Genomic DNA, 13719 nt, shown 5'->3' on the forward strand with positions numbered 1-13719 from the left:
GCCCGCGTACCTTTTTGATACCGAGAATGCCAGGTAACGACTCATCCTGGAGACGCACCATGATGACCACCAAAATGACTTCGCTGTTACTGGCTGGAGCGCTGTCCGCCATGTCCGTCGGCATTTTTGCAGCCTCTGGCGATGGCGCAGACGTGACCGGAACCAGGTCAGGATCAACCAGCGGCTCAACCATGGTGCCCAACAACAATCCTGGCCACCCCTCGAGCGACCATAACGCTAACAGCGGCAATAGCGGATCGGGCTCGTCGGGTAGCGGAAATGGTGGCAATGCCGGGAACAGCGGCTCTGGCGCGGGGGGTGGCACGGGTGCTGCGGGCGGTGGAACGGGCGGTGCCGGTGGCGGGACGGGCAGTTGGACGCGTAAAAGCAGCCGATGATCGTCGGCTGCTTTTGGGCCTGAAGCGTGGGACTAGGCTGGCTTGACCGGTGGCGGGTTCCACTTGCCGTTCAAAACCTCGGGCTTGGGCCCATACAAACGCATGGTCAGGTTGAACCCGCCCTTCGGTGCTGGCAGCCAATTGGCTTCCAGGTCCTTGCCGGGGTTTTCGTGCTGGAAGTAGATGTCCAGCGAACCGTCGGCGTTCGTCTTGAACGGCATCCAGCTACTGACAGCAAAGCGATTGAGCGCATTGCCGACCTGGAAACCCTCAGGGTCGTACAAGGTGATCGACCAGAAAGCGTTTACCGGCGGCGTTTCACCCTTGTCGAAATGCAGCACGTACTTGTTCGCGCCATTGAGCGGCTTGCCTTCGACATCGCCGATGTTCAGCGGATAAATCGCATCCTCGGGCAAGTTGGCGCCGAGCCCCATCTGCGCAACGATCGCGCGCTTGAGGTAGTAGTTACCATAGACGCCCATGGTGTCGGTGTTCATTGACCAGCCGTTGACCACGCGAGCGAGGGTTGGAACCTTCCACGTCATCAGCGTCTGCGCGTCCTCGGGCACGGTCTGAAGCGCTGTTTTGATTTCAGCGTCCAGCGCATCCATGTTGAAGGATTTTCCGGGCTCGATACCGATACGCTTCATCTGCGCCAGGATCGGTTGATCGGTGATGTGCGCAGGGTGCACTTTGAGCAATTCGGCGGCGTAGGCGAAGTAGTCGGCCGCCGACATTGAGTCCACCTGGATCTTGGGCGGGGTCTTCATGTCCACGGCCGGGTCAATGTTCACGCTGACCGGCTCGGGGCTTTTACCCAGTCGGGACAGTGGTGTCACGGTATAGCCAGCCTGAATTTTGTGCACGGCCGCGTAGTCCGCAGCGCCGTCGGTCTTGGTGCGGCCAATGACCCAGACAAAGGGCGTAGGCGCCGGCAAATGGTTCAGCCCGGCAGGCACCGTCCCGGTCCAGTCCGGCGGTGTCACCAGAAACTGCCCCGCTTCGGTGCCCGTGGTGCGCCAGCCCGGTGAGGCGAAGACATCGGTCCACATGTCGAGCATCGGCAGCAAATAAAAACGCCCGGCTGTATCGGGCGCTGCGATCACCAGCGGTTCTTTGGTCAAATCCAGCCAGGCAATGGAATACAAGGTGTCGAAATTCGAGCGCACCACCCCTTTGAAATCGGCAGGTGGATACTGCGGCACGCTGACAAAGGTATTCATCGGACCTTTACCGAACTCCTTGCCCGATTCGATGTTGGTGAATTGCTTGCGGGTGATGTCCATGGTCAACAGCGGGTAAAAATAAACGTAGGCATCCACACCGATGGCGTGTGCTTCCTGGGCTGTGACTTTCGATTGAGCCTGGCTCGCGAGCGGAAAGACGGCGCAGGCTGCAACGGTTAGAGCAACGGCTGTCAATGCTTGAGTAATCAACATTTTGACGATCATCCGTGCGGTGGCGAGACCTGCCGGGATTGGCAGAGTTACCGCAACTCTAGACGATCAATTGAAGAGGATCTGACAGGCAGACAGCCGGCTGGCCGGGGTGTTGCGCGGGTGAAACAACATCCAGAGACACCTCAACGATCCGAACGCAGCAGTGCCTCGACACCACCCTCCATCGACAGCACCGCCGAGCGGTTTCGCCCCGAATGCTTGGCTTGATACAGCGCCGCATCCGCACGTTCGATGAACACTTCCATGCTGTCCCGCCCCGTCGGCACAAACGAATAACAACCCAGACTGACCGTCACGAAGCCCGAGGGTGAACCGCTGTGGATGATGTTCTTGTCCATGACACTGCGGCGGATCTGCTCGGCAATCACCATTGCACCGTGAATGTCCGTGTCGGGCAGCAATACCGCAAATTCCTCACCGCCGTAGCGCACGGCCAAATCAGCTTTTCGATGGCAGCACCCCTTCACCGCCCGCGCCACTTCAGCCAGGCAATGGTCCCCCGCCACGTGGCCGTAAGCGTCGTTGTAGCGTTTGAAGTAATCGATATCGAGCATGATCAGGCTCAGCGAACTCGACTTCCGCGCGCCCCGGCCGAACTCGATGTCCAGCGCGCCCTCGAACAGCCGGCGATTGGCCAGGCCGGTCAGGCTGTCGTGGGTCGCGATCAGCTTCAGCGCTTCCTTTGCCTTGCGCAAATCCGCCTCGACCTGTTCGCCGACACGCACCTGATAAAGGAACATCCAACCGAACAGCCCCACGCCCAACACCACCAGGGCAACGATGACCGTGGAGCGAAACGCCGTGTCGTTCCAATCCTTGAGAATAGAATCCCTGGACGAGGCGGCAGACACGACCAGCGGATAAGTGTCGAGCTGACGGTAGCCATACAACCGCACAACACCATCGACCAGCGAGCGGAACATCGCGTTACCGGAAGGCGCGTTGGGCAGCAATTTCTCGAAGATCTCGCTCTTGGCCAGTGATGTGCCAATCAGCGACTCCACAAACGGCCGTCGCGCCAACAGCGTTCCGTCGGTCAACCCCAAAAACATCGAACCGTTGTCATCAATGCTGAAGCTTTTGAAGAACTGATCGAAGTACGCCATCTTGATACCGGCCAACAAGACGCCCTCGAAATTGCCATTCTTGTCGTTCACCCGTTTGGATATCGGGATGATCCACTCGCCATTTTCCCGACTGCGAATCGCCGGCCCGATGTGCGCCAGGGACGAGGCGTTCTGCTGGTGGAACTTGAAGTACTCGCGATCCGCCACACCCGGGCCGCGCGGCAGATTTTCGAAGGAACTAACAATCCATTGCCCCTTTTGGTCGAACAGAAATATCCCGTGCAATTGATTCAGCGCCTGCACCCGCCGGGCGAACGTTTTCTGCAAGCGCGCCTTTTGGGGCGCGCCGAAACCGTCAGCCTGAATCCAGTCGACCAGACTGGTCAGTACCAGATCGGCTTGCATGAAGGTGTCTTCGGCTTGTTGCGCCATGGCCCGCGTCAGGTTTGATGACGCCACTTGCGCCAATGCCAGGTCATGCCGGCGCGACTGCTCCAGTTGCAGGTAGAGCAAACCGCACAGGCTCAGGCACACGACCGCGATAAACAGTACCGCTGCTTTGCGCAGAGGTAACCGTTTCAACGTAACGCCGGTGGCGTTGTTCGGATCGTGAAGAGGGATAGGCAAAAGCGCGTCCTGTAAGGGTAAGGCATGGGTAACACCCCAAAACCCTTATTTTTTGTGAGCTTAGTCTACGGGGGGGTATGCGGCAAATGTCCTTTGGCCAGCCGCCGCATCGCACTGTGCAAATGCGCCCGGGCACTTTCTGCATCCCCCAGGCGCATTTACTCATCGTCCAGCATCATCGCTGATGTTGGAACCGGTGGAGTCTGCTGCTGGTTGCGCAGCCTGCCAAACAGACCACCAGGATCGACGCGCCCACAAAAAAAATGGGCGCCTCGCGGGCGCCCATTTCAATAATGCACGAACAACCTTTAGATCAACTTGTCGATCTCATCCAGCGTCACTCGGGGAATGAGTTCACCCGGAATCCTTGAGGAGTCAGACAAGTTGTAGACCTGAAAATCATCATTCACGACGTACTTCGACAAGATCTCGAACGACGGCAGAATTCTCGTATTAAAATGCTGATCGAGCAGGCATGGTGACGCTAACGTATTATCGTCCCCTTCGTAAAAACGGCTTACCGACTGATTCAAGTCGACGCCGACCAGAAACACTTTGGTAAACCCCACGTGATAGGCAATCTGTACCGCCAGATAGGCCACCGTACGGGCATCAAAAAAACCGCGTTTAAGGTTCTTGCTGAAACCCAGGGTTCTATTACGGCCAGTTCCGAGTTTGCGACTTCTGATGAGTTCTTTATCGGCCCTGAAAACCAGGTCTGTCCAGGAGAGCTTGGGTGCTCGGCCAAGCAAATACAGTTCGCCCTCAGGCGCTACCGTCGTATGCCAGATGTGCTCTTGCCACAGTGCAACCCGCGGACTGATGCGCATCGCCTCTGAAAACAGTTTGGGTTGCTCCCGGGAAAAGCCTTGATCCGTACAGGCATAAAAGAACGGCTTGATGCCTGTCCCGGAGAACATGGAAATGGCGCCGTTCATCGTGATCATCGGAACGTCCGCAAACTTTTCCAGCGGAAAATCTTTAGCGGACGCCCCCGAGGCAATGATAAACACGGCACCTTTTCGAATGTTGCGGCACTCATCGAGGTCATGCACATCAAGCATACCTGTGTGGAGTGACGGTTTTTTTTGCGCAACATCCATCTTCAATTTCCTATCCCTTTACTTCGATGATCGGTGACTATTTTGTATTGTGATAGTTTTCAACGGGTGAGCCAACCTTTTGGCTTCACCAACCCCTGAATCTGCGACGGAGCGCAAAGGTTGACGCAGAGCGCTTGCATCGATGAGCAGCTCGTTACATATGGATAGCAAGTCCCGCTTCCTTTACGGCCATTGCCGGTTTTGCCCCGTCGCGACAACGGAAGTTCCTGCTCGTCGCACATCCAGAACGGGCAGTTCCGAAGGCAGATTCAGTCCCCGTAGTACTGCGGAATCGTACCCGTAGACATCAGGTTTAAACATCACTCGACCATCGTTACTCAGGTCCACCGTCCAGTAAGCCAACAGCACCGGCACCTTGACGGGCAGCCTGATGTTTTCGGTCTTGCCGTTAGCCAACTGGGCCTGTATCCCGGCACTGTTCCAACGAACCGGGTCGTTGAACAGTAGCTCTACTAACTGCAGCGGGTTCTCCACCCGTATGCAGCCTGAACTGGTGGCACGGCGTGATTGCGCAAACAACTCGCGATGCGGCGTGTCGTGGAGGTAGATCGAATATTCATTGGGAAACCGAATGACCACCTGCCCCAGCGAGTTATCCGGCCCGGCATCCTGTCGCAGCGTGATACCGCGCGCGTTATCCCAGTCGATGGTCGACGGATCGAGCACATTCCCCTCTCGATCAAGGGCTCTTATACGGTTGGCGGCAAGGTAGCCAGGATTTCGTTGAATCTTGGGCAGCATGTCTTTGACAAGGATGGTCGGTGGCACGGTCCAAGTGGGGTTGAACGTTACATAAGTAATCTCGGATTGAAACACCGGCGTACTGCGGAACGGCTTACCGACCTGAACCCGGGAACGCCATATCGCCTTACCATCGCGATAGAGCGCCACCTTGTAACCCGCAATATCAACGACGACAAAAGTGCCCTGAAGTTTGTACAGCAACCAACGCGCACGCTCCATGTTCACCCGGACCTGATCTATCCGTGCCTCCACGGGCACATTCAACGCCGCCAGTGTCGCGGCCCCCGCCACGCCATCCGCTCCCAGGTATTGCTCGGTTTGATACTTTTTCACCGCCGCCGCGACGCTGTCGTCGTAATCAGTGCGAGGCTTCTTTGAGGGGGCCAGATAACCACCCGCCACCAAACGTGCTCGCAACTGCGCGACCGCGGCGTCGTCCATGCCTGGCTTGAGCGATTGGCCTTCGGCAATCTTCGGCCAGCCGCCCGCATCCCGAACCTTGCGCAGTTGTGCCAGGCCCACGCGCAGGCTGCGGTAAACCGCCTCTTGTGGTGGCGCCTGGGCAAAAGCGCGTGCAACGTCATGAGCATCGAGCGCGGCGAACAAGTTATTCATGTCGCCACGAGGATCGGCGCCGACAGGGTCGAAATTCCAATGGATGTCCAGACGCGAGGGGTCAACCTTGCCGCGCCGCAATTGCAGCAGCGCCGTGACAAAGGTCCGGGTGGCCGCGATATCGAACGCCGCCCGTTGCGCCACTGTCGGTTCTGCGGCCTGCATCGAGGCTCTGGCCTTCGCCAACTCATCGATATGAAAGTCCGCAGGGTCCAACCCATCGGCCTGGATCTCGCTCAGGCTTTTCAATAACTGGATGACATCGCTGTCGTTCGCCCAGGCCGAGCGATAACTGCGATGCATGTAAAAATCCATGACCACGCGACTCGGATCCACCCGCCGATGACCACGGGAAGTGAGCAAGGGGGGAAACGCTGAACCCAATGGCTCAAGTGCCGCCTGAATCGTTTGAGCGACGTAATCGTCAGGTGCTGCGCCAGTTCTGCTGATGACGGCAGATACCGTCTCAATCGGCGAAGTTTCTGCAATTGCTGCGCCGCTGATCAGAAAGCCCATAAAAAAGATGCGGCTTATGACGAATAACCTTGTTAACTGCCCCATGGATAATCCTTAATCGCCCCGTATTCAACGGCTAGCATCCTGCGCACTGCTAGACTCGAAACATTAATGTGAGACTTACATATGGCACTAGACCGCTTTGGTTTCCTATTCTCGGCCTTGCTGCTGACGTTAGTTTCAGTACCGGCAGCCTACGCCGATTCGCTTGAAGCCGCGCTGCTCAAAGCAGCACCAGGCGCCAACGCCAAAGTCATCGGGCTGGCCGTACGCGCTACCCAATGCAGCTTGGCCCAAGGTCAAGCACCTGTCCAAAGACTTGCTGTCATCGACTACTCATTGCCTTCGACCGAACAACGGTTATGGGTGTTCGATCTGAAGAAACGTAAATTGCTGTTCCACGAACTGGTTGCTCATGGTCGCAACAGCGGCGAGAACATGGCGGTCAAGTTCTCCAACCAGAATGAAAGCTTTGCCACCAGCCTCGGTTTGTACCGCACCCAGTCGAGCTATGTCGGCCAGAACGGTTATTCCTTGCGCATGGAAGGGCTGGAGCCGGGTTTCAACGACAACGCATATGAGCGGGCGATCGTTATTCACGGCGCGCCTTATGTCAGCCCGGTTCTTGCCCGAGCGAATGGCCGGATCGGTAGAAGCCTGGGTTGTCCTGCTGTGCGGCCGGCGATTGCGCATCAGTTGATTGATTCGATGAAGGATGGGCAGTTGTTGTTTTCTTACTATCCGGACCAACGCTGGTTGAAGTCGTCTTCGTATATCAATTGCGGTGGCGGCACTGTCGCCGCGGCGTCAACGCCCAATTCACGCCAATAGTCACAGTTTGAAACTGTCAAAACTGTAATCTGCGCCTCAGCCTGCTGAAAGGCACCGCCCGTTAGCCTCGTCGTCAAGCTCTCTCGCTGACGGACCGGGAACACGGCATGCATTCCAACACATCAAGACGCACCTTCGTGAAGGGGCTCGCCGCGGGCGGGCTCCTTGGCGGCCTCGGGTTATGGCGCACGCCTGTCTGGGCGGTCACCAGTCCCGGCGAGCCTCAGGTGCTGGCGGGCACCGATTTCGACCTGCTCATCGGTGAAACCCCGGTCAACATCACCGGCACCCCACGCACCGCAATGACCATCAACGGCGGCATTCCCGGGCCCCTGCTGCGCTGGCGCGAAGGCGACACGGTGACGCTGCGGGTGAAGAACAAACTCAACGCCGACACCTCCATTCACTGGCACGGCATCTTGCTGCCGGCCAACATGGACGGCGTGCCGGGACTGAGCTTTCACGGCATCGAGTCGGATGGCATGTACGTCTACCAGTTCAAGGTCCGGCAGAACGGCACTTACTGGTACCACAGCCATTCGGGTTTTCAGGAGCAGTCCGGCGTTTACGGGCCGTTGGTGATTGATGCCAAGGAGCCGGAGCCGTTCCAGTACGACCGCGATTACGTGGTGATGCTGACCGACTGGACCGATGAAGATCCGGTCAGCCTGATGAAGACACTGAAAAAACAGTCCGATTACTACAACTACAACAAGCGCACCGTGGGTGATTTCATCCACGACGTCAGCGAGAAAGGTTGGGGTTCCACGGTCGCCGATCGAAAGATGTGGGCCGAAATGAAGATGAACCCCACCGACCTGGCCGACGTCAGCGGCGCAACGTACACCTACTTGATGAACGGCCAGGCGCCGAACGCGAACTGGACGGGCGTGTTCCGGCCGGGTGAGAAGCTGCGCCTGCGCTTCATCAATGGCTCCGGCATGACGTACTTCGACGTGCGCATTCCCGGGCTGAAAATGACGGTGGTTGCTGCGGATGGGCTGCACGTCAAACCGGTGAGCGTTGATGAGTTTCGCATTGCGGTGGCGGAGACCTTCGATGTGATTGTCGAGCCGACCGAAGCGGCTTACACCCTCTTCGCCCAATCGATGGATCGGACTGGCTTTGCACGCGGCACGCTTGCAGCGAAAGCCGGTTTATCCGCGCCGGTACCGCCGCTGGACCCTCGACCGCTGGTGACCATGGATGACATGGGCATGGGCGGAATGGACCACGGCAGCATGGCGGGCATGGATCACAGCGCCATGGCCATGCCCGGCATGCAGTCCCATCCCGAGACGGAAAAAGACAACCCGCTGGTGGACATGCAAGCCATGACCACCGCCCCCAAACTCGACGATCCCGGCCTGGGCCTGCGCAACAACGGCCGCCGCGTCCTGACCTATTCCGACCTGCGCAGCACCTTCGAAGACCCGGACGGCCGCGAGCCGGGCCGCACCATTGAACTGCACCTCACCGGCCACATGGAGAAATTCGCCTGGTCGTTCAACGGCGTGAAGTTCTCCGATGCCGAACCTGTGCGCCTCAAATATGGCGAGCGGGTTCGGGTGGTGCTGGTCAACGACACGATGATGACCCACCCGATCCATCTGCACGGCATGTGGAGCGACCTCGAAGACGAGAACGGCGACTTCATGGTGCGCAAACACACCATCGACATGCCGCCCGGTTCCCGACGCAGCTATCGGGTGACCGCCGATGCACTCGGCCGTTGGGCCTATCACTGCCATCTCCTGTACCACATGGAAATGGGCATGTTCCGTGAAGTTCGGGTGGAAGAATGAGGCGCCTAACCATGACCAGACTCACTCCAATCTCATTGGCACTCGTGACCGCGAGCCTGACTCTCTCTTCGGCGATGGCCGCCACCAACGACATGCAGAACATGGATCACAGCCAAATGCAGGGCATGGATCACAGCCAGATGCAGGGTATGGACCCTGGCCAAATGCAAAGCATGGACGACGGCCAGATGCAGCCCGCCGCGCCTACTGAAAGCCGCACGCCGATCCCGGCGCTGACCGATGCCGACCGCGCCGCCGTGTATGCCACTCCGTCCGGCCACAAGGTGCATGACACCGCGCTCAACCATTATTTGCTCGTCGACAAACTCGAATGGCAGGACGCAGACGACGGCAGCACCCTGGCCTGGGATCTCTCCGGCTGGATCGGCGGCGACATTGATCGCCTGTGGCTGCGCTCCGAAGGCGAACGCACCAACGGCAAAACCGAAGACGCCGAAGTCCAGGCCCTGTGGGGCCACGCGATCTCCCCGTGGTGGGACGTGGTGACCGGCGTTCGTCAGGACTTCAAACCCGGCGACCCGCAAACCTGGGCCGCGCTCGGCGTGCAAGGCATGGCGCTGTACAACTTCGAAACCGAAGCCACCGCTTTCATCGGCGAAGGCGGCCAAACCGCCGCGCGACTGGAAGGCGACTACGACATCCTGCTGACCAACCGGCTCATCCTGCAGCCGACCGCCGAGCTCAACGTCTACGGCAAAAACGATCCGCAACGGGGCATCGGTTCCGGGTTATCCAACACCGAAGCCGGCCTTAGATTGCGCTATGAAATCCGCCGGGAATTCGCGCCTTACATCGGCGTGACCTGGAACCGCACCTACGGCAAAACCGCCGACTACGCCAACGATGAAGGTGAGGATCGCAGCGAAGCACGCCTCGTTCTTGGCGTTCGGATGTGGTTCTAAACGCATTAACTCAACAACCAAAAAAACAGCCGCTTAAAGCGGCAAGAGGCCTTGCATGCACATGATTAAAACTACCGCTGTTGCCATTGGGCTGCTCATGAGCGCGCTCGCTCAAGCCCACCCGAAACTGCTGTCCTCCACCCCGGCCGAAGGCGCGGATGGCGCATCACCCGGAAAAATCGAACTGCACTTTTCCGAAAGCCTCATGACCCAGTTCTCAGGCGCAAAACTGGTCATGACCGAAATGCCCGGCATGGCGCACTCCCCCATGCCCATGAAAGCCAAAGTCGCCGGTGGTAGCGATCCGAAAACCATGGTCATCACACCGCTTTCGCCACTGCCTGCCGGCAGCTACAAAGTCGAATGGCGCGCCGTGTCTTCGGACACTCACCCGATCACCGGCAACGTCACGTTCAAAGTGAAGTGATTGATGAGCGACTCGGTCAGCATTGCACTGCGCTTTGGGTTGTATGTGGATTTGATGCTGCTGTTTGGGCTCGCTCTATTTGGGCTGTACAGCCTGAAAGAACAGGAACGGGTGTCAGGGGTGGCGCTGCCGTTTCGGTCGATGTTGACGGGGTCGGCATTGCTGGGTGTGCTGCTTTCTGTCGCCAGCATGGTGATGATGGCGAGCGCCATGAGCGGTGAGACGGACTTTGCCGAGCTGCGCCCGCATATCGAGATGATGGTGCTTGAGACCGATGTCGGGTTGGCCTGGGTCGTGCGCATCGTCGCACTGGTTATCGCCAGCCTGGCGGTGATGCTCAATCACCGAGCGCCCGGATTCAGCCTGCTGATCGCCTCTTTTGCCGGCGCTATCGCCTTGGCCAGCCTGGCCTGGAGCGGTCATGGGGCGATGGATGAAGGTGACCGTCGTTACTGGCATTTCATCACTGACATCTTGCATCTGCTGGCATCGGGAGCCTGGTTCGGTGCGCTGGTCGCGCTTGCCTTGATGGCAAAGATCAACGATCTGCAAACCGAGGAACGCATCAGAATGCTGGCTCGGGCCGTCAGCCGATTTGAATGGGTGGGCGCGGTGATCGTGGCCGTCATCACGGTCACGGGCGTCGTGAACTACCTGTTCATCGTGGGCCCAACGCTCGACGATGTATTGCTCAGCACCTACGGGATTTTGCTGTCCATCAAAATCGCGCTGTTTGCCGGGATGCTGGTGCTCGCCGCGTTGAACCGGTTTCACCTGGGGCCGTTTTTGCAGCGCTCGTTGCGTGAGGGTCAGTATCGGGTGGCAGCGAATACGTTGCGGCGCAGCGTGGTGGTGGAATTGGCGGCAGCGGTGTTGATTGTGGGGTTGGTGGCTTGGTTGGGGACGTTGAGTCCGGAAATGGAGATGGCGGGGCAATAGCGCTCGCGAATCGAGACCGAGTTGAAAAGCCAGGATGATGTTGAGCGGGGCAGCAGAAAGTCAGTACTCTCAGCCCCCACTCCATCATGGAAGCCGGATAACAATGAACAACCTGAAAAGCACAATGATGCTCGGTGGCCTGCTCGCTCTATCGTTTGGCGCTCAGGCAGAGCCATCGCACTTGGACAGCGTCATCCAACAGGGCCAACTGCGCGTGTGCACAACGGGCGACTACAAACCCTATACCGTCAAAGCCGAGGACGGCGAATACTCGGGCATCGACATCGCCATGGCCCGCTCGCTGGCCGACAGCCTGGGCGTCAAGGTCGAGTGGGTGCAGACCACCTGGAAAACCCTGATGCCGGACATGCTCGCGGGCAAATGCGACATCGGCGTCGGCGGCATCTCCGTTACGCTGGAGCGCCAGAAAAAAGCCTTCTTCAGCACCACGCTGGACGTCGACGGCAAAATCCCGCTGGTGCGCTGCGAAGATCAGGCGCTGTACCAGACCGTCGAGCAAATCAACCAGCCTTCGGTTCGCCTGGTCGAACCGGCCGGCGGCACCAACGAAGCCTTTGTTCACGCCTTCCTGCCCAAGGCGCAATTGCGCCTTCACGACAACGTGACCATCTTCCAGGAGCTACTGGACAAGAAGGCTGACGTGATGATCACCGATGCTTCGGAAGCGCTCTATCAGCAGAAACTCAAACCCGGTCTGTGCGCGGTGAACCCGAAGCAATTCATGCAATACGGCGAAAAGGCTTACTTGCTACCGCGTGACGACATGACCTGGAAGTTGTACGTCGATCAGTGGTTGCACCTGGCCAAAGTCACAGGCAACTACCAAAAAGTTTTGGGCCAATGGATCGCAACACCCGAACCCAAATAACCGCCACTTACTCGATCCATGTAGCAGCTGGCGCAGCCTGCGTCCGACTGCGCAGCAGTCGCCCCTCGGAGAACACGCAACGGCAGAAATAACGAGCCGTTGCGTCAAACCTTAGTCGTCGTGCAACAGCCCCGAACTGTACTCGCCGAAGCTGTTGCCGAGCGCACTGCCATGGAAATTCATCTTATTGGGGTTGTTGGTAGGCCCCGGACCAAAACCGGCAGACGGCAGGGTGGCTTCCGAAAATTCGCTATGGGTGCTTGCACCCGAACAGGCGCTCAATAGCAATGCACCGGTGATCAGAGCGACTTTGACGAGGTTCGAGATCATTTTTCAGTTCCCTGTGGGTTGGAAGCGCGGTGACCTTAGGGAGTCATCCTATGCCGCAAGCCCGCCGGGAATTATGAAACTTTGTTGGGTGACAGCGATTGTTCAGGTACTTCGGTTTCCTGATGCAAAAAAGGGTGTTCCCCGGACAAACTGTCGAAATAGCAACGTCCTACACGACTCTGGGAATTGTCCGTACACTTGTCCATTGCTGTGCTTTTGTCACGAGGTCTATAGTCCGCCCAACGCCAAAATGGCGTGTCGGGTTTGGCGACTCGATGGCAATTGAACTGAATCCTTCGAGCATTTTCGGAGCGTTTCAGAACGCACTTAGCTGCCTGTTTTATGGTGGCTGTGCGCGGGAGACCTTAGGGTCTGCCGGTTTCTCCATTGCCCGGTTCGCCAACCCGCGTACGGCTACCACCCATTCGTTTGGCGACGATTGAGTTGTAGTTTTCTCAAATTAATGGAGCTTCACATGAAAGAATTTATGGCTTTAACCAGCAACGCTGACGACCTTCCCTCGCTGTATGTAAACACCACCCAACCGCTGCACTCACTGCTCAGCACCGCACGCTACCGAATTGGCGCGGTAACGCAGATCCTGGAAAACCTCGCGATGCGCGGCGACATCACCACGGACTCAGTGATACTTAGCGACTTCGCAATGCTTTGCTGCATACCCTTGCGCGATGGCTGCGATGTATTGGACGTCATCGCTCGACGCATGGATGCTGAACCGTCCTGACGTCACAAAGGGGCGCCCTCCTCGGACGCCCCGTTGGCCCATTTCTCTCTCCCACCGCTTCTCCATCGCCCCGATGATGGATTGGAACAACTTACGACAAAGCCCTTTAAAATAGCGCCTTACAGCGAATCTCTACTCCCCTCGTACCAATTCTGTACCACCGAGTTCCCTTTCCCGTGTGGCTAACCGCGTTACATAAGGCAGATATCGGCCCAGAGTGTGTAAAAACGCTTCGCCAAAATTGAAGTGTGCGCGTCTACGTTAAATCTGAAATTAATC

The 13719-nt window shown here is 57.9% G+C and carries 13 protein-coding genes; 8 read left to right on the forward strand and 5 right to left on the reverse strand.

From position 1 onward, the window contains the following. Positions 1–59 precede the first annotated feature (59 nt). Positions 60–398: a hypothetical protein gene (locus QF010_RS25220; RefSeq protein WP_429534158.1), complete on the forward strand. Its 339-nt coding sequence runs from the start codon at positions 60–62 to the stop codon at positions 396–398. A gap of 32 nt (positions 399–430) precedes the next feature. Here the strand turns inward: QF010_RS25220 and QF010_RS25225 are convergent, their stop codons facing one another. From QF010_RS25225 to QF010_RS25240, 4 genes are all read right to left on the reverse strand, one after another. Continuing rightward, positions 431–1837 carry a DUF1254 domain-containing protein gene (locus QF010_RS25225; RefSeq protein WP_429534159.1) on the reverse strand — a complete coding sequence of 469 codons (1407 nt, stop codon included), beginning with the start codon at positions 1835–1837 and terminating at the stop codon, positions 431–433. A gap of 143 nt (positions 1838–1980) precedes the next feature. Then, the gene (locus tag QF010_RS25230) at positions 1981–3552 is read right to left on the reverse strand and encodes a sensor domain-containing diguanylate cyclase (protein WP_033061879.1); all 1572 of its coding nucleotides are present in this window, start codon (positions 3550–3552) and stop codon (positions 1981–1983) included. Between the two features lie 308 nt (positions 3553–3860). Then, positions 3861–4655 carry an LPS biosynthesis protein gene (locus QF010_RS25235; RefSeq protein ID WP_033061880.1) on the reverse strand — a complete coding sequence of 265 codons (795 nt, stop codon included), beginning with the start codon at positions 4653–4655 and terminating at the stop codon, positions 3861–3863. A 183-nt stretch (positions 4656–4838) separates the two neighbouring features. Next, on the reverse strand, positions 4839–6596 hold the full coding sequence (locus QF010_RS25240) for a L,D-transpeptidase family protein (protein ID WP_429534160.1): 1758 nt from the start codon (positions 6594–6596) through the stop codon (positions 4839–4841). An 81-nt stretch (positions 6597–6677) separates the two neighbouring features. On the opposite strand from QF010_RS25240, the gene QF010_RS25245 reads away from it, so the two are divergent. The 6 genes from QF010_RS25245 to QF010_RS25270 all read left to right on the forward strand — a co-directional run bounded on the left by QF010_RS25245 (position 6678) and on the right by QF010_RS25270 (position 12365). Beyond that, entirely contained in the window at positions 6678–7382 is a 705-nt protein-coding gene (locus QF010_RS25245) for a murein L,D-transpeptidase catalytic domain family protein (RefSeq protein ID WP_429512627.1), read from the forward strand. A 107-nt stretch (positions 7383–7489) separates the two neighbouring features. Continuing rightward, complete coding sequence (locus tag QF010_RS25250; RefSeq protein ID WP_429534161.1) at positions 7490–9187, forward strand: copper resistance system multicopper oxidase; 1698 nt, start codon at positions 7490–7492, stop codon at positions 9185–9187. A gap of 11 nt (positions 9188–9198) precedes the next feature. Continuing rightward, positions 9199–10110, forward strand: a complete 912-nt coding sequence (locus QF010_RS25255; protein WP_429534162.1) for a copper resistance protein B — start codon at positions 9199–9201, stop codon at positions 10108–10110. A gap of 55 nt (positions 10111–10165) precedes the next feature. Continuing rightward, positions 10166–10537: a copper homeostasis periplasmic binding protein CopC gene (gene copC, locus QF010_RS25260; protein ID WP_033061887.1), complete on the forward strand. Its 372-nt coding sequence runs from the start codon at positions 10166–10168 to the stop codon at positions 10535–10537. A 3-nt stretch (positions 10538–10540) separates the two neighbouring features. Further along, a complete protein-coding gene (gene copD, locus QF010_RS25265; protein WP_429534163.1) occupies positions 10541–11476 on the forward strand; it encodes a copper homeostasis membrane protein CopD in 936 nt (311 codons plus the stop codon). Between the two features lie 103 nt (positions 11477–11579). Then, on the forward strand, positions 11580–12365 hold the full coding sequence (locus tag QF010_RS25270) for a transporter substrate-binding domain-containing protein (protein ID WP_429534164.1): 786 nt from the start codon (positions 11580–11582) through the stop codon (positions 12363–12365). A 111-nt stretch (positions 12366–12476) separates the two neighbouring features. Here QF010_RS25270 and QF010_RS25275 read toward each other — a convergent pair whose 3' ends face one another. Further along, positions 12477–12695, reverse strand: coding sequence for a hypothetical protein (locus QF010_RS25275; RefSeq protein WP_429534165.1), 219 nt, complete (start codon positions 12693–12695; stop codon positions 12477–12479). Between the two features lie 475 nt (positions 12696–13170). On the opposite strand from QF010_RS25275, the gene QF010_RS25280 reads away from it, so the two are divergent. After that, positions 13171–13440 (forward strand): short-chain dehydrogenase, encoded by a 270-nt coding sequence (locus QF010_RS25280; RefSeq protein ID WP_150655358.1) that lies wholly within the window; start codon positions 13171–13173, stop codon positions 13438–13440. Positions 13441–13719: the final 279 nt, after the last annotated feature.

The sequence above is a fragment of the Pseudomonas silensiensis genome (genome assembly GCF_050434865.1).
Taxonomy (GTDB): Bacteria; Pseudomonadota; Gammaproteobacteria; order Pseudomonadales; family Pseudomonadaceae; genus Aquipseudomonas; species Aquipseudomonas fluorescens_W.